Origin of the sequence: Billgrantia montanilacus (genome assembly GCF_003336675.1) — a bacterium.
GTDB classification, from domain to species: domain Bacteria; phylum Pseudomonadota; class Gammaproteobacteria; order Pseudomonadales; family Halomonadaceae; genus Halomonas; species Halomonas montanilacus.
Map to the genome: position 1 here is coordinate 1 of NZ_QPII01000013.1, position 26,502 is coordinate 26,502.

24 protein-coding genes and 1 pseudogene are annotated in these 26,502 nt (G+C 64.8%); 3 read left to right on the forward strand and 22 right to left on the reverse strand.

All coding sequences use genetic code 11. The annotated features are described in order from the left end of the window. A pseudogene (locus DU505_RS15590) lies at positions 1 to 565 on the reverse strand (electron transfer flavoprotein subunit beta/FixA family protein); the annotation flags it as partial. A 375-nt stretch (positions 566 to 940) separates the two neighbouring features. Between DU505_RS15590 and DU505_RS15595 the strand changes: the two are divergent. Continuing rightward, positions 941 to 2,626, forward strand: a complete 1,686-nt coding sequence (locus DU505_RS15595; protein WP_114479919.1) for an electron transfer flavoprotein-ubiquinone oxidoreductase — start codon at positions 941 to 943, stop codon at positions 2,624 to 2,626. 61 nt (positions 2,627 to 2,687) lie between these two features. On the opposite strand, the gene DU505_RS15600 is transcribed toward DU505_RS15595, so the two are convergent. The 18 genes from DU505_RS15600 to DU505_RS15685 form a co-directional block, all read right to left on the reverse strand. After that, entirely contained in the window at positions 2,688 to 3,776 is a 1,089-nt protein-coding gene (locus DU505_RS15600) for a DegT/DnrJ/EryC1/StrS family aminotransferase (protein ID WP_114479920.1), read from the reverse strand. Between the two features lie 45 nt (positions 3,777 to 3,821). Then, positions 3,822 to 4,799 (reverse strand): Gfo/Idh/MocA family oxidoreductase, encoded by a 978-nt coding sequence (locus tag DU505_RS15605; RefSeq protein WP_114479921.1) that lies wholly within the window; start codon positions 4,797 to 4,799, stop codon positions 3,822 to 3,824. Between the two features lie 95 nt (positions 4,800 to 4,894). Then, positions 4,895 to 5,716, reverse strand: a complete 822-nt coding sequence (locus DU505_RS15610) for a sulfurtransferase (RefSeq protein WP_114479922.1) — start codon at positions 5,714 to 5,716, stop codon at positions 4,895 to 4,897. A gap of 83 nt (positions 5,717 to 5,799) precedes the next feature. Continuing rightward, complete coding sequence (locus DU505_RS15615) at positions 5,800 to 8,013, reverse strand: ATP-dependent helicase (RefSeq protein WP_114479923.1); 2,214 nt, start codon at positions 8,011 to 8,013, stop codon at positions 5,800 to 5,802. After that, entirely contained in the window at positions 8,010 to 8,561 is a 552-nt protein-coding gene (locus tag DU505_RS15620; RefSeq protein WP_114479924.1) for a DUF1285 domain-containing protein, read from the reverse strand. Before DU505_RS15620 ends, DU505_RS15615 begins: the two co-directional genes overlap by 4 nt. 75 nt (positions 8,562 to 8,636) lie before the next feature. Beyond that, on the reverse strand, positions 8,637 to 9,482 hold the full coding sequence (locus tag DU505_RS15625) for a TatD family hydrolase (RefSeq protein WP_114479925.1): 846 nt from the start codon (positions 9,480 to 9,482) through the stop codon (positions 8,637 to 8,639). Positions 9,483 to 9,536: 54 nt separating this feature from the next. Then, positions 9,537 to 9,872 (reverse strand): PilZ domain-containing protein, encoded by a 336-nt coding sequence (locus tag DU505_RS15630; RefSeq protein WP_066448748.1) that lies wholly within the window; start codon positions 9,870 to 9,872, stop codon positions 9,537 to 9,539. A 58-nt stretch (positions 9,873 to 9,930) separates the two neighbouring features. Next, positions 9,931 to 10,947 carry a DNA polymerase III subunit delta' gene (locus DU505_RS15635; protein WP_114479926.1) on the reverse strand — a complete coding sequence of 339 codons (1,017 nt, stop codon included), beginning with the start codon at positions 10,945 to 10,947 and terminating at the stop codon, positions 9,931 to 9,933. Beyond that, positions 10,938 to 11,591: a dTMP kinase gene (gene tmk, locus DU505_RS15640; RefSeq protein ID WP_114479927.1), complete on the reverse strand. Its 654-nt coding sequence runs from the start codon at positions 11,589 to 11,591 to the stop codon at positions 10,938 to 10,940. The genes DU505_RS15635 and tmk overlap by 10 nt, the downstream gene beginning before the upstream one ends. Positions 11,592 to 11,634: 43 nt before the next feature. After that, positions 11,635 to 12,639, reverse strand: coding sequence for an endolytic transglycosylase MltG (gene mltG / locus DU505_RS15645; RefSeq protein ID WP_114479928.1), 1,005 nt, complete (start codon positions 12,637 to 12,639; stop codon positions 11,635 to 11,637). Between the two features lie 13 nt (positions 12,640 to 12,652). After that, entirely contained in the window at positions 12,653 to 13,474 is an 822-nt protein-coding gene (gene pabC, locus DU505_RS15650) for an aminodeoxychorismate lyase (protein WP_114480019.1), read from the reverse strand. Positions 13,475 to 13,479: 5 nt separating this feature from the next. Beyond that, positions 13,480 to 14,718 (reverse strand): beta-ketoacyl-ACP synthase II, encoded by a 1,239-nt coding sequence (gene fabF, locus DU505_RS15655; protein WP_422667050.1) that lies wholly within the window; start codon positions 14,716 to 14,718, stop codon positions 13,480 to 13,482. A gap of 194 nt (positions 14,719 to 14,912) precedes the next feature. Beyond that, positions 14,913 to 15,146: an acyl carrier protein gene (gene acpP, locus DU505_RS15660; protein WP_008956801.1), complete on the reverse strand. Its 234-nt coding sequence runs from the start codon at positions 15,144 to 15,146 to the stop codon at positions 14,913 to 14,915. A 123-nt stretch (positions 15,147 to 15,269) separates the two neighbouring features. After that, positions 15,270 to 16,013: a 3-oxoacyl-ACP reductase FabG gene (fabG, locus tag DU505_RS15665; RefSeq protein ID WP_114479930.1), complete on the reverse strand. Its 744-nt coding sequence runs from the start codon at positions 16,011 to 16,013 to the stop codon at positions 15,270 to 15,272. Positions 16,014 to 16,093: 80 nt separating this feature from the next. Then, on the reverse strand, positions 16,094 to 17,047 hold the full coding sequence (gene fabD, locus DU505_RS15670; RefSeq protein ID WP_114479931.1) for an ACP S-malonyltransferase: 954 nt from the start codon (positions 17,045 to 17,047) through the stop codon (positions 16,094 to 16,096). 21 nt (positions 17,048 to 17,068) lie between these two features. Next, positions 17,069 to 18,091: a phosphate acyltransferase PlsX gene (plsX, locus tag DU505_RS15675; RefSeq protein WP_114480020.1), complete on the reverse strand. Its 1,023-nt coding sequence runs from the start codon at positions 18,089 to 18,091 to the stop codon at positions 17,069 to 17,071. A gap of 35 nt (positions 18,092 to 18,126) precedes the next feature. Continuing rightward, entirely contained in the window at positions 18,127 to 18,297 is a 171-nt protein-coding gene (gene rpmF / locus DU505_RS15680) for a 50S ribosomal protein L32 (RefSeq protein WP_114479932.1), read from the reverse strand. 33 nt (positions 18,298 to 18,330) lie between these two features. Then, on the reverse strand, positions 18,331 to 18,858 hold the full coding sequence (locus DU505_RS15685) for a YceD family protein (RefSeq protein WP_114479933.1): 528 nt from the start codon (positions 18,856 to 18,858) through the stop codon (positions 18,331 to 18,333). 122 nt (positions 18,859 to 18,980) lie between these two features. On the opposite strand from DU505_RS15685, the gene DU505_RS15690 reads away from it, so the two are divergent. Beyond that, positions 18,981 to 19,562, forward strand: a complete 582-nt coding sequence (locus DU505_RS15690) for a Maf family protein (protein WP_114479934.1) — start codon at positions 18,981 to 18,983, stop codon at positions 19,560 to 19,562. Between the two features lie 143 nt (positions 19,563 to 19,705). Here DU505_RS15690 and sppA read toward each other — a convergent pair whose 3' ends face one another. The 3 genes from sppA to DU505_RS15705 are packed head-to-tail and all read right to left on the reverse strand — an operon-like array spanning position 19,706 to position 22,467. After that, complete coding sequence (sppA, locus tag DU505_RS15695; protein WP_114479935.1) at positions 19,706 to 20,809, reverse strand: signal peptide peptidase SppA; 1,104 nt, start codon at positions 20,807 to 20,809, stop codon at positions 19,706 to 19,708. A gap of 22 nt (positions 20,810 to 20,831) precedes the next feature. Beyond that, complete coding sequence (locus tag DU505_RS15700; protein WP_114479936.1) at positions 20,832 to 21,482, reverse strand: HAD family hydrolase; 651 nt, start codon at positions 21,480 to 21,482, stop codon at positions 20,832 to 20,834. 37 nt (positions 21,483 to 21,519) lie between these two features. After that, positions 21,520 to 22,467 carry an RluA family pseudouridine synthase gene (locus DU505_RS15705; RefSeq protein WP_114479937.1) on the reverse strand — a complete coding sequence of 316 codons (948 nt, stop codon included), beginning with the start codon at positions 22,465 to 22,467 and terminating at the stop codon, positions 21,520 to 21,522. 713 nt (positions 22,468 to 23,180) lie between these two features. Here DU505_RS15705 and rne point away from each other — a divergent pair. Next, positions 23,181 to 26,438 (forward strand): ribonuclease E, encoded by a 3,258-nt coding sequence (rne, locus tag DU505_RS15710; RefSeq protein ID WP_181872846.1) that lies wholly within the window; start codon positions 23,181 to 23,183, stop codon positions 26,436 to 26,438. The last annotated feature ends 64 nt before the right edge of the window (positions 26,439 to 26,502 follow it).

Here is a 26,502-nt window from a genome sequence, read left to right on the forward strand (position 1 = left end):
CGACGCCGAGATCCGCCGGGCTCTTGACGTCCATGGGCTTCTTCTTGGCCTTCATGATGTCGGGCAGCTTGGCGTAGCGCGGCTCGTTGAGGCGCAGGTCGGTGGTGACGATGGCCGGCAGAGTCAGCTCGACGGTCTGCAGGCCGCCGTCGATCTCGCGGGTCACCTGCAGCTTGTCTCCGTCGACCACGACTTCCGAGGCGAAGGTGCCCTGGGGCAAGCCGGCGAGTGCGGCCAGCATCTGGCCGGTCTGGTTGTTGTCGGTGTCGATGGCCTGCTTGCCGAGAATGGTGAGATCCGGCTGCTCTTCCTCGACCACCTTGGCCAGCAGCTTGGCCACCGCCAGCGACTCGACGCGCTCGTCGGTCTCGACATGGATGGCGCGGTCGGCGCCCAGCGCCAGGGCGGTGCGCAGCTGCTCCTGGGCGGCCTTGGGGCCGATGGTCACGGCCACGACCTCAGTGGCCACGCCCTTCTCCTTCAGCCGCACCGCCTCTTCCACGGCGATCTCGCAGAAGGGGTTCATGGCCATCTTGACGTTGGTGAGGTCGACGTCGGAGTGATCCNTACTTTCATGGTGTCCTCGCTTGGTTCGCTCTGTGAACCGTCTGGTTAGGGACTCGCTGATCGGCCCGGCATTGTACCGAATCTGTCAGCGCATCCTTAGAACCGGCTGACCTGCCTTTATGCGTTTCATGCAAGCGTTTGATAGACGCCGCACCGAAAAACCCTACCAATGTGCCACAGGCGGGGGCAGGGCAACAATCCCTGCCGCGACCGGACCTTGGCCATGGCAATTGGCACATTGCCCATCGTAGGGGTGTCCTGAGTCGTCTATTATGCCTATCATGGAGAATATCGAGAAGCAAACGACCGTTTTAATAATGATCGGCGTTGGTGGCAGACCGTAACCGACGGCGAATGAGTGAGGAGCGACCGGATGTCAGAGCAAGTAGAGCGGGATTCGATGGAGTTCGATGTGGTCATCGTCGGCGCCGGGCCCTCTGGCCTGTCGGCGGCCTGCCGCCTGATGCAGCAGGCCAATGCGGCCGAGCAGGAACTGACGGTGTGCGTGGTGGAGAAAGGCTCCGAGGTGGGGGCTCACATCCTCTCGGGCGCCGTCTTCGAACCCCGTGCCTTGGCCGAGCTCTTTCCCGACTGGGAGGAGCGCGGCGCGCCGCTCACCACGCCGGCCATTCGTGACGAACTCTACCTGCTCAAGGATGCCGAGAAGGCCCAGAAGCTGCCCAATGCCCTGGTGCCGAAGAGCATGCACAACACCGGCGGCCAGAACCATGGTGGAGAGTCAGCCCGCTACGTGATCAGTGCCGGCAACCTCTGCCGCTGGCTGGCCGAGCAGGCGGAAGGACTCGGCGTGGAGGTCTTCCCCGGTTTCGCTGCCCAGGAAGTGCTGCACGACGAGGATGGTACTGTGCGCGGCATTCTCATCGGCGACATGGGTGTCGCCGCCGACGGTACGCCCAAGGATAGCTACACCCCTGGCATGGAACTGCGTGCCAAGTACACGCTGTTTGCCGAGGGCGCCCGCGGCCATCTGGGCAAGAGCCTGATCTCGCGCTTCAAGCTCGACGAGGGCAAGGATCCCCAGCACTATGGCATCGGCCTCAAGGAGCTGTGGGATATTCCCGCAGAGCAGCACGAGCCAGGGCTGGTACTGCACGGCTCAGGCTGGCCACTGGCCAAGGATACCCATGGCGGCTGGTTCCTCTATCACGCCGAGAACCAGCAGGTAGTGGTCGGCCTGATCATGGACCTCTCCTACCAGAACCCGTGGCTTTCACCCTTCGATGAATTCCAGCGCATGAAGCATCACCCGGTGCTCAAGCAGCACCTGGAAAACGGCAAGCGGGTCGCCTATGGCGCTCGCGCCATTACCAAGGGAGGCTTCAACTGCCTGCCGAGGATGACCTTCCCCGGCGGCCTGCTGATCGGCTGCGATGCCGGCACCCTGAACTTCGCTAAGATCAAGGGCCTGCATACCGCCATGAAATCAGGCCTGGTGGCGGCGGAAGCCGTCTTTGAGGCGATCGCAGGGGGTGACGAAGGCGGCCAGGAGCTCACTGCCTTCACCGAGAAATGGGAGCAGAGCTGGGCCTATGCCGAACTCAAGGAAAGCGCCAGCTTCGGCCCAGCGATCCACAAGTACGGCACCGTGGGCGGTGGCGCCTACAACTTCGTCGACCAGCTGCTGGGCGGCAAGCTGCCCAAGGTGCACGACACCACCCCGGACCATGCAACGCTGAAGCCGGCCGACGAGTTCGAGAAGATCGTCTACCCGAAGCCCGACGGCAAGCTCTCCTTCGACAAGCTCTCCTCGGTGTTCCTGTCGAATACCAACCATGAAGAGGATCAGCCCTGTCACCTGAAGCTCGAGGACCCGGCGCTGCCGATTCGCGAGAACCTGCCGAAGTACGCCGAACCAGCCCAGCGTTACTGTCCGGCGGGGGTCTACGAAGTGATCGAGGGCGACGACGGCAAGCCGCAGTTCCAGATCAACTTCCAGAACTGTGTGCACTGCAAGACCTGCGACATCAAGGACCCGGCCCAGAACATCAACTGGGTGGCACCGGAGGGCGGCGGCGGCCCCAACTATCCCAACATGTAATCGCATCCGACGAAAAAGGGCGTGCCATTTGGCACGCCCTTTTCGTTGGCGCCGAACGGCCTCAGCCCAACGCCTTTAACAGAACCTCGACCACGCGCCGCTGCTGCTCGGGCTCGAGGTAGGGATGCATCGGGAGGCTGAGTATCTCCCGGCATACCGCCTCGGTGACAGGCAACTGGCAGCCAGAATCGGCAACGGCGGGCTGGTGGTTGAGTGGCACAGGATAGTGTACCGCCGTGGGTATGCCGGCATCGGCCAGTTTCACCTGCACCTCGTCCCGACGCGGTATGCGGATGCTGTACTGAGCGTAAACGCTGGTATTACCTGTCGCCAGGGAGGGCACCGTGACGACACCGGACTCGCCCAGCAACCGATCGTAGCGCTCGGCCGCCTGCTGCCTCAACGCCACCTCTTCGTCAAAGATTGCGAGCTTGGTCAGCAGGATGGCGGCCTGCAGCGTATCCAGGCGGCTGTTCATGCCAACCCGGGGATGGTGATAACGCCGCGCCTCGCCGTGGCGTGCCACGAGACGAACTGCCTCCGCCAGGGCATCGTCATCGGTGAACAGGGCACCGCCATCCCCGTAGGCCCCGAGCGGCTTGCTGGGGAAAAAGCTGGTGCACGCGATGCGTGACAGGCCGCAGGAATGGCGGCCGTGCCGCGTGGCACCGAAACTCTGGGCGGCATCCTCCACTACGAACAGGCCATGACGACGCGCCAGCGCTTCGATCGCTTCCATGTCGGCGCACTGACCGAACAGCGATACCGGCATGATGGCACGGGTTCGCGGACTGATCGCCGCCTCGACCAGGGCAGGATCGAGCAGGAAGGTGTGCGGCTCGATATCCACATAGACCGGCCGGGCACCGGCCAGGACCACGCTTTCGGCACTGGCGATAAAGGTGAAGCCGGGAACGATCACCTCATCGCCCGGGCCGATATCGAGGGCCATCAGTGCGATCTGCAGCGCGTCGGTGCCATTGGCGCAACCGATGCAGTGGGCAACGCCCACATAGTCGGCCAGGCGATGCTCCAGCTCTGCCACCTCGGGCCCCATCACATAGCGGCCATGTTCCAGTACGGTCCGGATCGCCGCATCGAGCTGCGGACGGATCCGTGCCTGCTGGGCAGCAAGATCGATGAAGTGCATGAGCTCTCCTCAGTACTCCTCCGCTCAACCGCTCAACCGCTGGCGTCAGCGCCCAAGGTGCGTGACGATGGTGCGTGACGATGAAAGGTTGCCCAGCTGCGGATGCGCCTCGTCTTCTCGCGGTGGTTCCGGAATCGCCTGGCCAAGGCCATAGACGGTCTCCAGACAGTGCCGCACGGTCTCGATGCCGAAGCCCCTGCCAGCGAGGATCTCGCGATAGCTGACGGTATGCAGGTCGGTGAAGCCGCTGGAGAACTCAAACTCCTCACCGTCACAGGTAACACTGCGATAGGTCGAATGCTGGCCACGCACTCGCTCGGGTAGATCCTCGGCATCGATGGAGAGGAACCAGCGCACCCGGGCCTTCTCATACTCAAGATAGCCGGCCGCCTTGTGCTCGCCGTGGTAGTGCAGCACTTGCGCCTTCAGCTCACCGAAGATCACATGTAGCATGTCGAAGAAGTGGATCCCGATCTCTGACATCACCCCGAACGACTTGCGCGGATCGCCCTTCCAACTGGCCAGATACCAAGGTCCCCGCACCGTGATGTAGGTCAGTTCGACGTCGTACTGTCCCTCGATCTGTTCTGCCAGCACCTTGTCACGCAGTTCATGAATCGCCGGGTGGTGGCGCAGCTGCATGATGCTGTAGACGCGTCGCCCGGTCTCCTCTTCGATGCAACGCAGCTCATCGAGCTGTTCTGGCGTCGATACCAGAGGCTTCTCGCAGATCACGTCGCAACCGAGGTACAGCCCTGCCGTGATATGAGCGCTATGGAAGTGGTTGGGAGAACAGACCACCCAGTAGTCGATTGCCCTGTCGCCCTGCCGCTTGAGCCGCCAGGCATCTTCCAGGAAGTATTCGAACTGGGTAAAGAACGAGCAGTTGGTCGAGATCGAATCGATGATACCTACCGAGTCGTTGATGTCGTAGGCAGCCACCAAGTCATGACCCGTGTCCTTGATGGCCTGCATATGACGAGGCGCGATATAGCCGGCTGCTCCAATAAGCGCAAAATTCATGTTGTCGTCCCCTGGATTCCCTTCCGTGGCAATTCCTTCAAGCCCCAGTGGCTGACGCTACAAGTCGCTAAAGAGGTACTACAAGCCTAGCTCAGTCAGTCCCTTGCCACCGGCCTCGCCGGATCACAAATCCACTCGCTCCATGACCCCGCATAGAGACGGGGCAAGGGGCGACCGGCAATCGCGTAGGCCAGAATGTTATGGCAGGCGGTCACGCCGGAGCCGCAGTAGGCAACGACGGCACCACCCCGGGGCAGTTCGGCATCAAGCGTATCGGCTGCCTTGAAGCGCCCGTCTTCAGTCAGATTGGCGACACTGGGCCGGCACACCGCACCGGGTATATGCCCGGCTACCGGATCGACGGACTCGACCTGGCCGCGAAACCGCTCCTCGCTGCGTGCGTCGACCTTGAGCTCGCGCCCTGATAACACCTCATCGGCATCCATGCGGGCGCGGTCATCGAATGATGGCTGCCATTGGCTCGGCTGCGGCGGCGCCTCCTTTGCCAACACGAGTTCACCGCCAGCCTCCTGCCAGGCTCTTAGCCCGCCATCCAGCACGCGCACGTCGGGATGCCCTGCCCAGATAGCCATCATCCACCACGCCCTCGCCGCCGCCAGCTGACCACCCATGTCGTCCACCACCACCACCGGCAGGTCGTCCGAAATGCCAAACCGTCGCAGCGTGGCGGCAAAGTCCTCTGGCGCAGGCAAGGGGTGACGCCCACCTTTACCGGGTGCGGCCGCCAGGTCACGATCGAGGTCGAGGTGTTGACTGGTGGGAATATGTCCGGCTTCCCATAGGCGCCGCCCGGCGTCCGGCTCCCCCAGGCGGACACGACAGTCGAGCACGAGCGGTGGATTCGCTGCTTCGAGTGACTCGGCCAGCTCTGCAGCGGATATCAGAACAGAATTCATATTGGCGCTCCTTCTCTTAATGATCGAATCTCAATGGTCGATCTCAAAGGACGACCTCGAGGATCGAGCCTGGGGGGGCGGTATCAGGGACGCGATGCGGCCATACCCTCGGAGAGCATCTCGATGGGGGCGCGCCGCGCCAGCAGCCGGCGACGCCCCGCCTGTGCAAAACGCACTTCGATGACCGGATCCGCCGGGTCGCCTTCCACCACGGCAATTTCCCCTTCACCGAAGACCGCGTGCCGCAGCCACTGCCCCGGCAGGAATCCTCCCGTCGCATAGCCGGCCTGCGGTTCGGCAAGGGTCGGGTCGGCCAGCGTCCGAAGCGGTATCTCATGGCCCAGCGTCTCGAGATAGCGGGCCACCAGCGCCGTCGAGGTAACGGCCAGCGGCGAGGCGTCGTTGTCAATACCCGTCAGGCGGGCATCGATTCGTGCACAATCCTGCCAGGCGGACTCGGCGATGAATCGACTGGGCCGATGCTCCCCGCCATCGTGGAGAACGAGCAGGCGCTCCCGGGTTCTCGTGATGGCGACATAGAAGAGCCGTCGCTCCTCCTCCAGGCGCTCCGGCGTCAGTGGGTTGTCGCGGCTGTAATGGGGAAAATCCTCCTCATTGGCCCCGGCCAGGACCACGAGAGGCCACTCCAGCCCCTTCGCACCATGCACGGTGGTAATCAACATGCCATCGGCATGGTTCTCCACCGGCCGCTCCAGCAGTTCGATGAAGGCGTCGATCTCCTGCACTTCACCGGCCTGTTCAACCAACACATCGAGCAGCCGCACATCCTCCTCGCCCTTCTCGCGACGTGCCGCAGCTCGCTTGAGCACCTTCTCGGCATCGAGGCTCTCCACCACATGGGTCAGCAAGCGAGCGGGGGGCCAGCGACCCAGGCGCGGCAGCTCACAGAGCAGTGCCCAGCGTCGCTTGAGGTTGCGACGCTGCAGTGGTTTGAGCCCGGACAGCAGCGGGTCGTGCCGGTCGGGGAACGTCTGCGTCTCGGCCAGCCGTCGGGCCAGCGTCGACAGTCGCTCCCGGGCCACGAAAGGCGTCGGCTGTTCCAGAAGCCGCCGCACCAGTTCCGGGTCGTGCAGCAGGGTGGCATCCCGCGCCACCCGCAGGTAGCCGGACAAGGCCTGTACCAGCGGCAGCCGGAACACGAAACGATCCTCGCGGGAAAGCCGGAAGGGAACGCCCGCCTGCAGCAGCTGCAATTGGAACGGCACCGACAGCGCCCAGCTGCGCACCAGCAGACAAGCCTCATCGAGACGACGCCCCTCACGCTGCCACGAAGCGAGCGCCTGCGGCAGTGCCTCCCTGCCCTGCTCGACGGCAAGGGTCGTCCTGGGGTTTTCCGGTGCGGCGAGGCAGAGCTGGTCGGGTCTTCGCCGGTTGGCGGCAATGGCGTGGTTGGCCGTCAGCGCCAACGCATGGCCGTGGCGGAAGGTGGTGGAGAGGGGGTAGTCGATCGCCGCGCCAAAGGTGACGGTGAAATGCTCACGCATGGCGTTGGGATGGGCACCACGCCACTCGTAGATGCACTGGTTGGCATCACCCACGGCCATGACGTCGGCGTCACGGCCGGCCAGGGTAGCCAGCAGGCGCAGCTGCGCCTGGTTGATGTCCTGATACTCATCGATGATGACGTGGTCGAGGTAACCCTGGACACGCTGCGCCAGCTGAGGGTCGGCCTCAAGCGCACGCAGTGGCCGGTAGAGCAGGTCGGAAAATGTCATCAGCCCATGTTCGGCCAGCAGCTGCTCGAGACGCTGGAAAGCCTCCACGAAATGCCCGGTCTCGTCACCGAAGTCGAGCCGCTCATAGAGCGATGCCGGCGCCACCATCTCAGCTTTCACCAGGCCACAGAAGTGGGCAAGCGCTTCGAGTGTATCTGCCTCAAGGGCTGTCTCGCGCTGCGTCGGGTCCTCCAGCACCTCCAGGGTGGCCTGGCGCAGCAGACGCTCCACTTGCCAGTCGGCGGAAAGCAGCTGGCGCGCCGGCAATGCACCCCAGCGGGTCAAGCTGGCGGTCAGCCGATGGCCAAGGGCGTGAAAGGTACGCACATCGGGCAGCCGCTGGCCCGGTGGGGCCATCGCCGCCAGGCGCTGCTGGAAGTCTTCCCGGGCCGAACGATTGAACATCAGCACCAGAATACGGTTAGCGGGCACGCCACTGGCCAGCAGATGCAGTACACGAGCGACCAGCGTGGTGGTCTTGCCGGCACCGGCTACGGCGGCTACCCGGGCATGACCGGCACCATGCTGGACCACGGCCTGCTGCTCCGCGGTCAGCCTCACGACGCCCCGTCCGGCAGTTCGCCCAACGGTTGCCAGACACCGCCGCTGGTGAACCCCAGCTCGACCAAGCCTGTCTCGGTCGTGCGCTGTTCGGCGCACTCAACCAGGCGATAGAACACGTTGCGACCCAGCCTGGCCGAGAGGCCGAAGCGTATGGCGACTTCGGGCACCGCCACCCCATCGGGGGTATCGCTTACCGTCAGGCGGTGCTCCTCACCCAGGCACAGTCGGTCGCCGACGTTGGTGGTCAGCCACCAGTCCTTCCCGTCCTGTTCGGCATCGACGATCACGAAGGGACGATCCTCCACCTGGATGCGCTGCTTCTCGACTGGCGTCACCAGATAATGGTGGCCGTCCTGTTCACGGCGCAGCAGGGTCGACAACAGCCTGACCAGGCGCGGGCGCCCAATCACCGTGCCCTCGTGAATCCAGCGCCCGTCGGAAACGATTCTCAGGTCCATCTCACCGGTCTGCTGCGGATGCCAGCGGTCCACGGGAGGTAACTGTCCAACCGGCTCCACATGCTCGAGTAGCGGCTCCAGGTTCATCGACTGCCTCCGGCATGAGTGGCTGAACGGGTCTCTCTGGTCCTGGCTGCTGCAACGAGAGTCACTGACTCCAGTCTATACCAGGCCGGCATTGGCCAGGGCATCGCGAATCTCTGCGGGCGCGTCCGGCGCGGCCGCTCGAAACAGCCGGTAGAAATTCGCGGTGGTCTGCATGGCGACCTCCTCGATGCTGATGCCCCGCTCCCGTGCGATGCACTCGGCCACTTCGACCACCCAGGCCGGCTCGTTGGGCTTGCCCCGGTGAGGCACCGGCGCCAGGTAGGGGCTATCCGTCTCGATCAGCAGCCTGTCCAGCGGCACCCGACGAGCCACGTCACGGATCGTCTCGGCGTTGCGGAAGGTGACGATACCCGAAAGCGAGATCGAAAAGCCGTGACGCACGGCCTCCCGGGCCATGTCCAGGTCTTCGGTGAAGCAGTGCAGCACACCACCAACAGCCGGGTCGGTATGCTCGCGAATCAGCGCCAGGGTCTCCTCCCGGGCTTCCCGGGTATGCACGATGACCGGCAGCTCGAGTTCGGTGGCGGCGATCAGGTGGCGACGAAAGCGCTCCAGCTGCACCTCCCGCGGCGGCACGCTGTCGGGAGCCTTGTCGAGATAGTGGTAGTCGAGGCCACACTCACCGATGGCCACGGCGCCATACCGGTCGGCACAGGCCTTGATCGCCTCGACGTCGGGCTCATCATCCACCCGATGCAGCGGATGGACGCCGGCGGAGATCACCACGTCCGCGTGCTCGCGGCTGATCCTGGCCAGTTCGGGCACCGCATCCAGCGTGACCGCGATGGCCAGGAACTGACGCACCTGGCAGGCACGGGCGGCATCCAGGGTCGCGGCGATATCGCCCCCGTGTGTCCGGGGATCGAGGCGGTCAAGATGGCAATGGGAATCGACGAACATGCGAAAAACGACTCATCAGGTAAGGGGCGGCAAGTCAGCGGCAGGCGCTACCGCTCAGAGGGTGTAGGTCGGCGCGCCCTTGTCCAGCTGGCCGGCAAGGAGGGTTTCGATCCGGTCCCGCACCGGCTGGTCTTCGGGGCTGAAGTGGATGCCGATACCCGGCACGCGACGTCCGGCCACGCCATCCGGCGAGACCCAGACCACCTGGCCGGTCACCGGCATCCGCTCACTGTCGCCGGGCAGGGTCAGAAGCAGGTAGACCTCCTGTCCCAGTTCGTAACGCTCGCGGGTGGGCACGAAGATGCCGCCCCGCTCCAGCAGCGGCATGTAGGCGGAAAGCAGGGTCTGCGTGTCCTGAATGGTCAGCGACAGGGCTTTCTGTGGTGACATGCGATCTCCTCCCTTTACCCCTGTATCGAAACGCTACTGTGTCAGAAACGAAACGTTGTCAAGAACGCAACAGGGCCGACCAGCGAACCAGCCAGGCCTCGAGAACCAGCTGCGGGTTGGGGTTGCCGCCGGCAGCCAGCAGCCGGCGCTGTTCTCGAGCATAGTCCAGCAGACGGAACCAGTCGCGAACCCGAGCATTCTTGACCGCTTGCCGGTAGAGCGGCAGCAGGTCGGGGTTACGTATCCGAGCAGAATCCCCGGAAAGCCCCAGCCGGATCAGATCTTCGAGCCAGGCAATACCGTACCACAGGATCGACTCTGTGGACTGCCGATCCAGGCGCGCGGCCTCGGCAACCGGTTCCGCTCCGCGCACCAGCGCATCGAAGGTTTCGTGAAGCTGCTGGCGCAAGGCACGCGCCGTGGGCGCCGCCAGCTCGAATGCCAGCAGCGGCAGCCCACCGGACACCTGCCACCAGAACGCCGCCTCCTCCTTGCCGCCCAGCTGTTCGGCCAGCCATGCCTGGCTCTGGTTCGACTCGGGCACCGGCAGGCTCCAGTGCTGACAGCGCGACCGTATGGTGGCGAGAAGCCGCGAGGGGACGTCGGAGAGCAGGATAAACTGGGTACGCTGCCCCGGTTCCTCCAGACTCTTGAGCAGGGCGTTGGAGGCCGCCACGTTCATCGCCTCGGCCGGGCTGAGGACGATGACGCGATGGCCGCCCTGCTGGGCCGTCTGGGCGACGAATCCGTTGACCTCGCGAATGGGATCGATACGGATCTGTCGCTTGCCCTCCTCCGGTGAGACCCGCAGCAGGTCGGGATGATAGCCGGCGGCCAGCATATGGCAGCCGTGGCAATGGCCACAGGCGGCCTCTCCTGGCGTGACGCACAGCAGCCGGGCGATGAGCGCCTCGGCAAACTGCTGCTTGCCGACCCCGCGGGGACCGGACAGCAGCAGCGCATGGGGCAAGCGCCCGCTCTGGTACTGCGAGAGGAACTGCCGCCACCGCTCGCTCTGCCAGGGGAGCGGCTGCGCAACACCCCCGGCCTGCTCCGCCGCGCTGTCTATAGCCATGGCGTCACCCGGGCTTCCAGGCAGGCAACAAGGCGCGCCTGCACGGTTTCCAGGGGCGCATCGGCATCGATCACCGCCATGCGTTGCGGTGAGCCGGACGCCCGCTCGAGGTAGGCGCTGCGCACCGCGTCGAAGAAGGCGCTGCGCTCCCGCTCGAATCGATCGCGCGTTTCACCGCTGGCGCTCAGCCGCCCCTGCAGGCGCCGCTGGGCCGATGCCACCGGCATGTCGAGCAGTAGCGTCAGGTCGGGCTGAAGGTCGCGCTGGACGAACCGCTCGAGTTCGGCAATACGCGCCGCGGGAATACCGCGCCCACCCCCCTGGTAGGCGAAGGTGGCATCGGTGAAGCGGTCGCACAGGACCCAAGCGCCCCGCTCGAGCGCCGGTCGGATCTGCTGTGCCAGGTGCTGGGCGCGAGCCGCGAAGACCAGCAGCAGCTCGGCATCTGCATCGAGGGGCTCATCACTGGAAGGGTCCAGCAGCAGTTCGCGTATGGCCTCGGCACGCGGGGTGCCGCCCGGCTCGCGGGTACGGACCACCTCGACGCCCCGTGCCGTCAGCCACTGGGCCACCCAGGCGAGGTTGGTCGACTTGCCGACCCCTTCCCCGCCTTCGAGGGTGATGAAACGTCCACGCTGCTGCATCGAGACTCCTGTATGCCGGTAACAGTCGCCGGGCGGCTGCCGATCAACGATTGCGGATATACCGATTCACGGCATTATTGTGTTCACGCAGGGTGCGCGAGAAATGATGCGTCCCGTCGCCCCGGGAAACGAAGTAGAGCGTCTCCCCGGGCAGCGGATCCACCGCCGCCTCCAGCGAGGCGCGCCCCGGCATGGCGATTGGCGTGGGGGGCATGCCGTCGATGACATAAGTATTGTAGGGGGTTGCCTCGCGCAGGTCGGCCCGGGTAATGCGCCCCTCGTAGCGCTCACCCATGCCGTAGATCACCGTCGGGTCGGTCTGCAGGCGCATCCCGGTCTCCATGCGCCGCTTGAAAACGCCGGCGATCTCGCGTCGCTCTTCCGCAGCGCCGGTCTCACGTTCGATCAGCGAGGCCATGATCAACGCCTCGTAGGGCGAGTCGATGGTCAGGTCATCGCTGCGCCCTTCCCACACTTCATCGAGCACGCGCTCCATGCGCAGCATCGCCTGGCGCAGGATATCCAGGTCACTCATGCCCTTGTGGTAACGATAGGTATCGGGGAAGAACCAGCCCTCGGGAAAGCGATCTTCGCGCTCGAGCAGGGCCATCACCTCCTCGTCGGATAGCCCTTCGGTGCGGCTCTCCAGCTTGGGCGCCGCTTCGAGATGCGCGCGCATCTGGCGAAAGGTCCAACCCTCGGGGATCGTCAGCGGATAGGTCACCACCCGGTCGCTGCCCAGCAGCTCGATCAGGTCGCGGCCGCTCATGCCCGGCTCGAGCATGTACTCACCGGTGCGCAGCCGTGGAATCGCCTCGGGCTCGAGGCGGGTCAACAGCCGAAAGGCCCAGACGTCCTCGATCACGCCCCGTTCCGCCAGATCCGACACCGCGCGATTGAATCCGGCCCCACGCTGCACTTCATAGAGGGTGTCCTCCTCCACCGCGATGGGGGCCTCGAGCCGGCTCTCCCAATAGCGATAGCCGACGAAGGCCGCCGCGGCGGCCACGACCACCAGCACCGCCAGAAGCTTGACTAGACGCAACATGCAAATTCCTCGTTCACTCTGGGAAGTCCACCGGATAGTCCAGCAGGTCATGGGCCGCGGCCTGGAGGTGCCGATGGGCACGGCCTATCGTCCAGTTCGCCAGCCTGGTCCCGCCGGCGTCATCGAGTTGCGCCACCGGCCAGACACCCTGTATCGAATTGGCCAGCCATACTGCTTCGGCCCCGGCCAGAACGTCCGGAGTGGCCATGACCTCGCTGACGGGGAGCCTCTCCAGAAGGGCGGCCCGAAGGGTGCCGGCGACGCCACTGTCGTCGAGCCGAGGCGTCTCCAGCTGTCCCTCCCGAAGCCAGAACAGGTTCATGCAGGTCGCCTCCACCAGCCAGCCGTCGCTGTTACATAGCAGGCCTTCCGCCAGGTCGGGAGCCGACCATTCGTTCCGGGCCAGCACGTTCTCCAGCCGGTTGAGATGCTTCAGCCCGGCGAGCAGCGGTTGAATGCCCAGCCTGAGCCGGCAATGCCGGACTCGCACCCCATCGCGCCAGCGCGATGGCTGCGGGGAAAAGGCCATCGCCTGCCAGCGAAGGCGTGGCGATGAGGAGGCCGGCGGCAGGTAGCCCCGCCCACCGCTACCCCGGGTGAGTATCAGCTTGAGTACCCGGAGGCCCGGCCCGGCCCGTTCCGGCAGACAGTCGAGCGCGTCTCGTGCCGGAAGCGGTATGCCCAGCACCTGACAACCGCGGGCCAGGCGAGCCATGTGCTCGTCCCATAGCAACGGTGTGCCATCGCGAACCAGCACGGTCTCGAACAGGCCGTCGCCATAGGCCAGCCCGCGATCATCCATTGGCACCGAGGACTGTTCAGATGCCAGGGACATGGTCATCACACTCGGGAAAAGACAAGCGTGCCGTTGGTGCCACCGAAGCCGAAGGAGTTGGACAGTGCCACGTCGATCTTCATCTGGCGGGCGGTATGCGGCACGTAGTCCAGATCGCATCCCTCCTGGGGGTTGTCCAGGTTGATGGTCGGCGGCGCCACCTGATCGCGAATGGCCAGTATGCAGAACACTGCCTCAACGGCGCCAGCAGCACCCAGCAGGTGGCCGATCATCGACTTGGTGGAACTGACCGCCACCGAATGCGCCGCGCTGCCCATGACCTTCTTCACCGCTCGACTCTCGGCCAGATCGCCGGCCGGGGTGGAGGTACCGTGGGCATTGATGTAGTCGACCCGGGAGGGATCGATACCCGCGTCGCGGATGGCATTACGCATGGAGAGCGCCGCGCCACTGCCATCTTCCGGCGGGGCCGTCATGTGGAAAGCGTCGTCGCTCATGCCGAACCCGGTCAGCTCGGCATAGATCTTCGCTCCGCGCGCCTTGGCATGTTCGTACTCCTCGAGCACAAGGATGCCGGCACCATCGGAGAGTACGAAACCGTCGCGGTCGCGGTCCCAGGGACGACTGGCAGCCGTGGGGTCGTCGTTGCGATTCGACAGGGCCCGGGCGGCAGAGAAGCCACCGAGGCCCAGCGGCGTGGTCGCCATCTCGGCGCCACCACAGATCATCACGTCGGCATCGCCATAGACGATGGTTCGGGCGCTGTAGCCGATATTGTGGGTCCCGGTGGTACAGGCGGTGGTGATGGCGATGTTGGGGCCGCGAAAGCCGTGCTGGATCGCCAGATTGCCGGAGATCATGTTGATGATGGAGCCCGGCACGAAGAACGGCGAGATACGGCGTGCGCCACCCTTGTTCAACGCGTTGTGGTTATGCTCGATCATCGGCAGCCCACCGATGCCGGAGCCCACCGCCACGCCGATGCGCTCGGCGTTCTCCTCGGTGCACTCGATGCCGGCATCAGCAATGGCCTGGGCACCTGCTGCAATCCCGTACTGGATGAACAGGTCCATCTTGCGGGCGTCCTTGGGGTTGAGGTAAGGACTGATATCGAAGTCCTTGACCGACCCACCGAACCGGGTGTTGAAGCTGGTGGCATCGAAATGTTCGATAGGGGCGATGCCGCTCTTGCCGGCCAGGATGCTTTCCCAGCTCTCGTCAACGGTGTTGCCCACCGGTGTCACCAGACCCAGTCCGGTCACCACAACTCTACGAGCCATCAGTACTCCTCCCGACAACCTTGATGACACGGCCCTTCCACGGGGCCGTCAGTGGGCGCATTATACCGAACATGCCCCCTCCTTGGGCAGCAATCAACCCGCCCCAATATAGCGAAAGCCGCCCTGGCGAACAGGACGGCTTTCGAGGGTCGCTCAAACGGACCCATTCACCTCAGCAAGCGGTCACGACCGCGCCCTTACTGGTGGGCGTTGACGTAATCGATGGCTTCCTGAACGGTGGTGATCTTCTCGGCTTCCTCATCGGGAATTTCGGTATCGAATTCCTCTTCGAGCGCCATGACCAGCTCGACGGTGTCCAGGGAATCAGCGCCCAGGTCTTCGGTGAAGGAGGAGCTATTCTGGATGTCCTCTTCCTTGACGTTCAGGCGCTCTGCCACAACCTTCTTCACGCGCTCTTCGATGGTGCTCATTATGACGTACTCCAGTCGTTCAAGTTAGCCGTTCAGATGACCAGCCAGTTGATCCGCAACCTCAAGCTGCGGGGTAGTTTATAGACGCCCCCCCGTCGGCGCAACCGCCGACCAGCGGGAGCCTCAACGCATGTTCATGCCACCGTTAACCTGCAAGGTCTCACCGGTGATATAGCCCGCGCTCTCGCCGGTCAGGAAACCGACGGCTGCGGCGATCTCTGCGGGCTCACCGAGCCGCGACAGAGGAATCTGGTTGAGCAGCGCCTTGTGCTGCTCCTCGGGCAGGCTCTGGGTCATGTCGGTGGCGATGAAGCCTGGCGCCACGGCATTGACCGTGATGGCACGCGATGCCACTTCACGGGCCAGCGCACGGGTGAAACCTTCCATGCCCGCCTTGGCGGCAGCATAGTTGGTCTGTCCCAGATTGCCCATGGTCGCTACCACGGAGCTGATACTGACGATCCGACCGAAACGGGCCCGGGTCATGCCTCGCAGACAGGCCTTGGTGACCCGGTAGACGGACTTGAGGTTGGTGTCGAGCACCGAATCCCACTCGTCTTCCTTCATCCGCATGAGGAGATTGTCCCGGGTGATCCCGGCGTTGTTGACCAGAATGGTGGGTGCACCGAATTCATCGGTGACCGACTTGATCAGGGCATCCACGCTGGCCTGGTCGGTCACGTCGAGGGCGCGTCCAGCCCCTTCGATACCGTTGGCGCGAAGGTCCTCGTCAATCTTCGCCGCGCCGGACTCGGTCGTGGCCGTGCCGATCACCACCCGCCCCTGGCGGCCCAGCTCATGGGCGATGGCCCGCCCTATGCCGCGGCTGGCCCCTGTCACCAGGGCGATTCTGCGTTCGCTCGTCATAACGGTTCCCGATTTGAATGCTGTTGAATCCGAGGAGGCCGCCCACCCCAACGACTTGTCTCGCCTAACGGCTCAGGCCGTCACCGCGAGACGGCCTCGCGAGCCAGCTCAAGGGCGGCTCCCAGGCTGTCAGGGTCATTGACCGCCAGACCCTTGCTACCCTTGGCAATTCGCTTGCCAAGGCCGGTCAAGACTTTGCCCGGCCCACACTCGATGAACACACTGGCGCCAGCGTCCGCCATGGCCTCCACGCAGGAGGTCCAGCGCACCGGTTGATAGAGCTGCTCGATCAGACGCGTGCGCAGCGTCTCGACATCCGCATGCGCCTGGGCATCGACGTTCTGATAGACGGTATAGCGCGGCGGACGCATCTCGAGCCCCGCCATGGCGGCCTTGAGCTCCTCGGCCGCCGGCCGCATCAGTGCGCAATGCGACGGCACCGATACCGGCAGCGGCATGGCGCGCTTGGCACCCGCCCCCTGACACAGCACGATGGCCCGCTCGACCGCCGCCTTGCTGCCGGCAATCACAACCTGTCCCGGCGCATTGTAGTTGACCGCCGCGACCACATCATTCTGCTCGGCTTCGGCACAGGCCTTTTCAACGGTAGCATCGTCGAGGCCAAGAATCGCCGCCATGGCTCCCTGGCCGACCGGCACGGCCTGCTGCATCGCTTCGCCACGCAGCTTGACCAGACGCACACCATCGGCAAAACCGAGGACACCGGCACAGACCATGGCGCTGTACTCGCCCAGGCTGTGCCCCGCCATGGCGCCCGGCCGTGGCCCTTCCAACTCCTGCCAGACCCGCCAGATGGCAACACTGGCAGTCAACAGGGCCGGCTGGGTGCAGGCCGTGGCGTTGAGCGCCTCCTCGGGGCCCTCTTGTACCACCTTCCACAGGTCGTAGCCTAACGCGTCGGCTGCTTCCTCGAAGGTCGTGCGGACGACGCTATAGCGTTCGGCCAGCTCGCGCAGCATGCCAATCTGCTGTGAGCCCTGCCCGGGAAATACGAGGGCAAGAGGTTGGGTCATGTCGTTTCACCTTTGCTCTTATTAAGTCCGTTCATGCCGGCAGTCCAGTTCAAGAGCCAGCTGAGCCGGGAGGCCACGACTGACTTCTTGTACCGCGCGCAACACAGCATAGGAGAAGCCAGTGGCATCGGCACCGCCATGGCTCTTGATCACGATTCCGTCGAGCCCAAGCAGGCTGGCGCCGTTGTAGCGCACCGGATCCAGATCATTTTTCAATCGCCGCAGCGCCGGCCTGGCAAGCATCCCCACCAGACGACTCCCCCAATGCGCCTCGAAGGTCGCCTGCACGCGCTCGATGAGCATGCGCGCAAGACCTTCGCTTGCCTTGAGCACCGCATTGCCGACGAAGCCATCGCAGACCACCACATCGGCAGCACCCGCGAAAATGCCATCGCCCTCGACGAAGCCGCAGTAGTTCAGCGACGCCATGCCGCTCAGGCAGGCATCCGCTTCGCGTACGCTGGCGCTGCCCTTGGTGCCTTCACTTCCCACGTTCAGCAGCGCCACACGGGGCGATGCGAGCCCGTCGATGTGTCGCGCCATGACACTGCCCATTCGGGCGAAGTCGACCAGCCGCTCGGCGGTGACATCGACATTGGCCCCCAGGTCCAGCAGGTAGCAGCGCCCCTCGCCTCGCGTAGGGATGGCCGTACTGATCGCCGGACGCGGAATGCTCGCCACCGTCCCCAACTCACGCCGCGCCATCGCCATCAACGCGCCGGTATTGCCCGAACTGACGCCGGCCATCGCACCGCCACGCGACAGATGCGCCAGCATGAAAGCCATGCTGGTATCGCCGCCGCGACGCAGTGCGTCGGTGGGGCGCTGATCCTGGCGGATTATGTCGGGAGCATGTTGGACAGACAAATGCGAACCAGCCGCGGCGAGGTGCCGCGGCAGGCTCTCTAGCTCGGATTCCAGCAGGTCGCGAGGGCCGAACAGGTCGATCGACAGGCCTGGCTGGGCCACTACCGCCGCTGCCGATCCCTGAACGGCAGCGGCTGGGCCCGCATCCCCCCCCATCGCATCGACAGCGACACGCACGCTCAACGGCCGAGCATCACTGACAAGGTGTCGACTCAGGCGTCGACGATCTTGCGACCACGGTAGAAACCGTCGGGAGCAATGTGGTGACGCAGGTGAGTGGTGCCGGTCTCCTTGTCCTGGGACAGGGTCGGGCCAGTCAGCGCATCGTGGCTACGACGCATGCCGCGCTTGGAACGGGTTTTACGGTTCTGTTGAACTGCCATGGGAAATCACTCCAGAGTGAATCGACAAATGAATCAGGATTTGTCCTTGAGACGACGCAGCACCTCAAAGGGACTCGCGGGAGTCGGCTCGGGCGATTCGGCCTCCTCCCCGCTACTCAGCTGGTCGCGCGAGACCCGACACAGGGCCTCGTCGTGGTAAACCACCTGGGGCAGGCTGAGGATGAGCTCATCCTCGACCATCTCCAGCAGGTTCAGCTGTTCGTTTTCCACCAGCACCGGTTCGTGGGTGCTCGGCAGCTCCGCCGCCAGCGCGTCGCTCGTGACCATGCCCAGCAGGAATTCGCTTTCGACATGCTGTGACAGCGGCTCGAGGCAGCGACGGCAAGGCAGCTGCAACTCGGCCTCCAGGCGGCCGTGAATCACGCGGCGCCCCTGGGGGTCGATGGCAAAGTCGAGCCATACCTGGCAGTCGCCGTCCTGCGCACCCACCTGCTCGGCGAGGCGCTCGAACTGGTCGAGCGCCACCAGGCCTTCGAGGCGTTCGGCGCGGGCGGCGAGCTTGTAGGGCTCGACCCTATTGGGAAGTCGTGAGGTCAACATAGGCGCGCAATGATAGGCACTCCCCCGCCCCCTGTCAAAGACGCCTTCGCGCCGGGTTACAATGGTGTCGTTCCAGGCTATCGATGCGCCGCATGCGGCCCCACTTTCTTCAGGAGACGTCAATGCCACGACTCGTACTCGCCTCAAGCTCACCCTGGCGCCGCCAACTGCTCGAGCGCCTGGGGCTGCCGTTCGACTGGGCGAGCCCCGATATCGACGAAACGCCGCAATCCGGCGAGCCCCCCGAAGCGCTGGTACACCGCCTGTCCCTGGCCAAGGCCGCCAGCGTGGCCGAAGCATACCCCGACCACCTGGTCATCGGCTCGGACCAGGTGGCGGTCTTTGGCGGAGCCATCCTCGGCAAGCCCGGCGACGCCGCCACGGCGCGCGCGCAGCTGGCGCGATTCTCCGGACATCGTGTGCGCTTTCTCACCGGCCTGGCGTTGATCGACAGCCGCGCAGGACGCCATTGGGTCTGCCACGAGCGCTATGACGTCGTGTTTCGCCAGCTCAGCGACGCCGAGATTTCCCGCTACGTGGAGCGGGAGCAGCCGCTGGACAGCGCCGGCAGCTTCCGTATGGAGGGGCTGGGCATCGCCCTGTTCGAGAAACTCGAGGGCGATGACCCCAACACCCTGGTCGGCCTGCCGCTGATCCGCCTCTGTGCCCTGCTGCGCGAGGCGGGGCTGGATCCGCTGAAATAGTGCCAACCAGTGAGCGGCGCCGGGGACAGGCCGAATCGGAGGTCCTTTTCCAGGGATGGAAAAGGTAGCGCCCAGGGATGGGTTCACAGCGCCTCCGAGCAGGCCTGTCGCCGGAAAAGCCGCGACTCCAGGCGCTGGGTTGTTCAGGGCAGCTGGTAGCGTACCGGCGACTGGCTCGACGACACCCCGGCCCACTCGGCGGCGACGCGACCGAACTGGCGGGACAGGCGCTCGAACGGGTCGAGACGAGGCGTATAGTCATGGATGCGCAGCTCGTCGAAGAGCTCATGGGACAGGGCATCGAGGCTGCTGATGCCATCGACGAGCCCCAGCTCCAGCGCCTGTTCTCCGTTCCAGATCAACCCGCTAAAGAGCCTGTCGTCGTCGGCCAGCCGGTCACCGCGCCCGGCCTGGACGGCATCGATGAACTGCCGGTGCGTGGTATCCATGACCGTCTGCCAGAAGTCGCGCTCTTCTGGTTCCACCGGCGAGAAGGGGTCGAGGAACCCCTTGTTCTCGCCACTGACATAGATGCGTCGTTCGATGCCCAGATGGTCGATGGCCTCCTCGAAGCCGAAGCTGGCGAAAATCACCCCGATCGATCCCACCAGGCTGGCCGGCGCCGCCACGATCTCGTCGGCGGCGGCGGCAATATAGTAGGCCCCGCTGGCGCCGATATCCTCGATCACGGCGATGATCGGCTTGTCCCCTTCCTCGCGCAGCCGGAGGATCTCGTTGAAGACGCGCTGTGACTGAACGGGACTGCCGCCAGGGCTATCGATGTGCAGCACGACCACGGCGGCGCTATCCGCCTCCCAGGCCCGATTGAGCCCCCTGATGATGCGCTCGGCGCTGGCCGGCGACTCGCTGTCGATGACACCGTGAACCTTGACCACCCCCAGATGCTGCCGCTCGGGCTCACCCGCTCCCGGGTCAATGAAGATGCCGTAGAGCGTGGCCGATAGCGAAGCCAGTATCAGTGCGGCGAAAAAGAAGCGAAAAAAGAGCTTCCAGCGCCGAGTACGGCGCTGCTCGACCAGCACGCCACCGATCCACCGATCCAGCATTTCCTGCTGCGCCAGCCGCTGACGCTCACGCAGTGTCTCGGCACTCTCCGGCGGCGGAGGGGGCTTGGATGCCTGCGCCTCCCTCGCCCGCCGCGCCTCTTCGGGACTCAACTCCGGCCCTTCGGTCCAGCGATCTTCCTGGCCCGCTTCCCGCTTGTCGTCTCGCCTGTCATCACTCATGGCTCGCGTTCCTTACAGCCGGTTATCGATTCAACCAGTCAAACAGCTCCGGCACCGCTTCAGCAGTGAATACGGGGTGGCTGGCTGCCAGCCGCCCCGGGGCATGCACGCCCCAGGTCACGGCGACCCGGTCCATGCCCAGCGCCCGAGCCATTTCCAGATCATATTCGGTGTCGCCAATCATCACCGCCTCCTCGACATCGACGCCCAGCTCGATAAGAAGCTCCTCCAGCATCTGCGGGTGCGGCTTCGAGCGCGTCTCGTCGGCGGTACGGCTGGCATGGAACCAGTCGGCGCTTCCGCTCTCGCGAAAGATGCGATCCAGACCCCGCCGACTCTTGCCGGTCGCTACCGCCAGGCGACGCTCGCTGATGCCACGAAGGCCTGTGACCCCCGCCTCGACCCCAGGGAAAAAGCGCATGGGCGTGGTATCGCCCTGGACGAAATGGAAGGAGTAGCGACTGCGCAGCAGCTCCGACCGCTCGGGATCGATCCCCGGGCAGAGCTTGTCGATGGCCTCGGGAAGCCCGAGCCCGATGATGTCGCGTATCGCATCATCGGTCAGTTCACCCCAGCCGGCATCCCGGGATGCCGCCTGCATGCAGGCGACGATACGGGCCGCAGAATCCATCAGGGTGCCGTCCCAGTCGAATATCACCAGTCGATAACGCATCGAGGCTCCGATTCAGACAATTGAGGTCTCATGGTGGTCAGGAAAACTTGCGGGCACGCTGCAACACGGCCTCGAGGTCATTGGGCAGCGGTGCCTTGATCTGCACCGGCCGTCCACTGGTCGGCTCGGGAAAGGTCAATGACGCCGCATGCAGGAACAGGCGCGACAGACCCAGCTTGCGGGACAGCACCTCCCCCTCACGGGTGCCATACTTGTCGTCGCCAAGCAGCGGGAAGCCGGCATGGGCCGCATGGACACGGATCTGGTGGGTACGCCCGGTCACTGGCTCCGCCTCGATCAGGGTCGCCCTGGGAAAGGCCTCACGCACGCCGAAGCGCGTGCGCGAGACCTTTCCCTCCGCGCCGACCCTCACCCGCCGCTCGCCGTTGCCGGCATCGAAGCGCTCCAGACGGGCGCTGACGAACTCACGCTTCACCGGCCAGCGGCCCGCCACCAGGGCGAGGTACTGCTTGTCCATCTTGTGCTGCTTGAGCGATTCATTCAGTGCCAGCAGCGCAGGCCGCGACTTGGCGAGCAGCAGGCAGCCGGAGGTATCGCGGTCCAGCCGGTGCACCAGCTCCAGAAAGTCGAGATCCTCGCGCACCTGACGCAACGCCTCGATCAAGCCTATCTTGACGCCACTGCCGCCGTGCACGGCCAGGCCTGCCGGCTTGTTGATCACCAGCCAGTCACGCCCCTCCACCAGCACGCTTCCCGCCAGCAGGTTGCGCAAGCTGTCACTGACCTCTCTCACCGCCTCACGGGGCGTCAGGCGCAGCGGCGGGATACGCACCAGATCGCCGATCACCAGGCGGTAATCGACCTTGACCCGCTTCTTGTTGACCCGCACCTCACCCTTGCGCACGATGCGATAGACAAGCGCACGCGGTACGCCCTTGAGGCGCGTCATCAGGAAGTTATCGATTCGTTGACCGACCTGGCCCTCGCCTACTTCCACCCACTGTACGTCGCGCCCTTCGGTCATGACACTCCCGCTCGAAACCTGTTGTGAGCCGGCATTCTAGCCTACTCGACCACTCGCTGCGCCAATTGCCGCATATTACCATTGCTGCTATATTGCCAGCTCGCTCGGATGGATCCCTTCGGTCCCATAAGCGCCTGCCCGACAGACACGCAGGCCGGAGCGACGAAATCAGGCCGCGACGACCCGCTGACTCGGTCCCGCCGCCGACGAGTGACCAGTGTTACCGATACGACAGCAAGACACCCAGACGTAACGAACGCAGCAGTACCGAGAACAGCAGTAAGCAAGATGTAGCGAAAGCCCCGTCATGAGCGGAAGCGACACACGAGGAAGTCGCACGGCTTCTCGCTACGGACACGCCGCTACCGATGGATAGCGACAAACAAGCAGTTACGCCACGCCCGGATCCCGGCCCGCCAGTTTGGCGGGCGGTGGCCACGGGAATCGTTCAACATCGTGCCGGTGGCCGGCGTTGGCGAATCGATGAATGCCAGGTGTCTGGCGGTGACCGCAGGGCCGGATGGGATCAGCCCACCGAGACATGTCCTGCCTCCGCCGAGTACTCAACATGATCAAGTCGTGCTGGGCCCATCGTGGGCACCGGTACGATCGGGCGCCACTGTGCATCCGCGACATGCGCTGAGCACGAGCACGCAGCACCCAGAGGTTCGCCTTCTTCGATGCCCACCGGTGCGTCCAGTTTGCGAGACACTATGAAACGGATGCTCATCAATGCAACCCAGCCTGAAGAACTGCGGGTTGCTCTGGTAGACGGACAGCGCCTTTACGACCTGGACATCGAATCCGGTGCCAGGGAACAGAAAAAAGCCAATATCTACCGCGGCAAGATTACCCGCGTAGAGCCCTCCCTCGAAGCCGCTTTCGTCGACTTCGGTGCCGATCGTCATGGCTTCCTTCCTCTCAAGGAAATTTCCCGCGAGTACTTCCTCAAGGAGACCTCGGGGCGCCCCAGCATCAAGGAGGTGCTCAAGGAGGGTCAGGAAGTCATCGTCCAGGTCGACAAGGAGGAGCGCGGAAACAAGGGCGCGGCACTTACCACCTTCATCAGCCTGGCCGGCCGTTTCCTGGTACTGATGCCCAATAACCCTCGTGCCGGCGGCATCTCGCGTCGAATCGAGGGCGACGAGCGCAGCCAGCTCAAGGAGGCCATGGGCGAACTCACCGTGCCGGACAAGATGGGCGTGATCGTACGCACCGCCGGCATTGGCCGCTCCCCCGAGGAGCTTCAGTGGGACCTCGACTACCTGGTACAGGTCTGGGAATCGATCACCGAGGAAGCCGTCAAGCGTCCGGCCCCCTTCCTGATCTATCGTGAATCCAATGTCATCATCCGGGCCATGCGCGATTATCTGCGCCAGGATATCGGCGAAGTTCTGATCGACAGCCCGGTCGTGCATCAGGAAGCGCTGACCTTCATTCGTCAGGTCATGCCCTCCTATCAGCAGAAGATCAAGCTCTACGCCGATGAGGTCCCGCTGTTCTCACGCTTCCAGATCGAGTCGCAGATCGAGACCGCCTACGAGCGTGAAGTGAAGCTGCCCTCGGGTGGTTCCATCGTCATCGACCACACCGAGGCACTGGTCTCCATCGATATCAATTCGGCCCGCGCCACCCGCGGCAGCGATATTGAAGAGACCGCCCTGCAGACCAACTCCGAAGCCGCCGACGAGATCGCTCGTCAGCTGCGTCTGCGCGATATCGGCGGCCTGGTGGTGATCGATTTCATCGACATGAGCCCGGCGCGCAACCAGCGGGAAGTCGAGAACCGCATGCGTGACGCGCTCAAGCTGGACCGCGCCCGGGTACAGATCGGCCGCATCTCCCGCTTCGGCCTGATGGAAATGTCACGCCAGCGCCTGCGCCCCTCCCTGGGCGAAACCAGCGGCGTGGTCTGCCCGCGCTGCAACGGCCAGGGCACCATACGTGACGTGCGTTCCCTGTCGCTATCCATCATGCGCCTGATCGAAGAAGAGGCCATGAAGGAGCGCAGCGCACAGATCCGCGCCATCCTGCCGGTACCGGTCGCGACCTACCTGCTCAACGAGAAGCGCGCGGTTCTGGCCGATATCGAGAGCCGTCAGGACGTGCGTGTGCTGGTACTGCCCAACCCCGACATGGACACGCCTCATTACGACGTTCAGCGTCTGCGCGACGACCACGTCGATGAAGATGGCGAGCAGGAGAAGTCGAGCTTCGAACTCTCTGTGGACACCGAGGTGGGCAAGGAGCCGGACGCCAGCATCGCCAAGCCGGTTTTTCGCACCGAAGCTGCCGTAAAGACGGTCATCCATAACGAGCCCGCCCCTGCCTCGCTGCAGCACCAGCAACAGCCACAACAGCAGGAGAGCGTCACCGAGACGCCCCCGCCTGCACTACCGAGCAGCCCCGGTGTACTCGGTCGCCTGGTGAAGGGCATGGCCAAGTGGCTGGGCACCGCTGACACCGAGGCCGAAAGCCAAACGCCCCGCAAGCCTGCCGCTGCGGCCGAGCCGCAGGCCCGCGATGACGAACGTGGCGAGCGTAACGGCCGCGGCCGCCAGCGCCGTCCACGCACCGAACGGACCGAGGGGCGTGACGATGCCCGCGGCCAGCGCAGCCAGGGACGCCAGCAGGAAGGCGGTCGCAGTGATCGCCAGGCTAGTGAGCGTCAGGCCAGCGATCGTCAAGAAACCCCAGCCAGTTCCGGTCGTGGCGACGCACGGGGCAATCGTGGCGGTCGCGGTCAGAGCCGGCAGGAGAAGTCTCAGCAGCAAGACCGGCAAGAGAAGCCCCAGCAGCAGGAGGAGAATCGCCAGGAAAACCGGCAGCCCTCTCGTGGCCGTGACGACTCGGCCCGCCGTCAGAAGGCGGATAGCGCCGACAAGCCGCTGGAAAAGGCAGCGGAGAAGCCTGCCGAAAGCGCCAAGCCGGCAGAAGCCGCCAAGGTGGATGATGGCAAGCCGAAGCGGACACGTAACAATCCGCGTAATCGTACACGCAAGCATGCCATCAACCCCCAGGCAGAAGCCGAACAGAAACGCCTGCAGGCCGAAGCCGTGGATACCGACCAGGCCCAGCCCGAGTCGCCCAAACCGGTAGAGAAAGCGGCCGACGCGGCCAAGCCGGCCGAGAAGCCAGCCGACGCGCCCAAGGCAGAGGCCAAGCCCGAGCAGCCGAAAGCCGAGCAGCCCAAGCCGGTCGAGAAAGCGGCCGACGCGGTCAAGCCGGCCGAGAAGCCAGCCGACGCGCCCAAGGCAGAGGCCAAGCCCGAGCAGCCGAAAGCCGAGCAGCCCAAGCCGGTCGAGAAAGCGGCCGACGCGGCCAAGCCGGCCGAGAAGCCAGCCGACGCGCCCAAGGCAGAGGCCAAGCCCGAGGAGCCGAAAGCCGAGCAGCCCAAGTCGGTCGAGAAAGCGGCCGACGCGGCCAAGCCGGCCGAGAAGCCAGCCGACGCGCCCAAGGCAGAGGCCAAGCCCGAGCAGCCGAAAGCCGAGCAGTCCAAGCCGGTCGAGAAAGCGGCCGACGCGGCCAAGCCGGCCGAGAAGCCAGCCGACGCGCCCAAGGCAGAGGCCAAGCCCGAGGAGCCGAAAGCCGAGCAGCCCAAGCCGGTCGAGAAAGCGGCCGACGCGGCCAAGCCGGCCGAGAAGCCAGCCGAGTCGCCCAAGGCACAGGCCAAGCCCGAGCAGCCGAAAGCCGAGCAGCCCAAGCCGGTCGGGGAAGCGGCCGACGCGGCCAAGCCGGTAGAGAAAGCGGCCGACGCGGCCAAGCCGGCCGAGAAGCCAGCAGAGGCGCCCAAGGCAGAAGCCAAGCCCGAAAAGCCTGCTGACGTGCCCGGTGAGGCCGTAGCGGATGCGGATGCTCCCAAGGACGAAACGCCGGCACAGCGCCGTCGTCGCCGTCGTGCTCACAACGATCCGCGGGAGATCCGCCGTCGTGAACAGGAAGTAAAGCCTCAGGATGGCAAGCAGGGCTGACGCCCGGCCCGCCGTAAAGAAAATGCCCGCGCATTTGCGCGGGCGTTTTCGTTTCGGTGGCTGC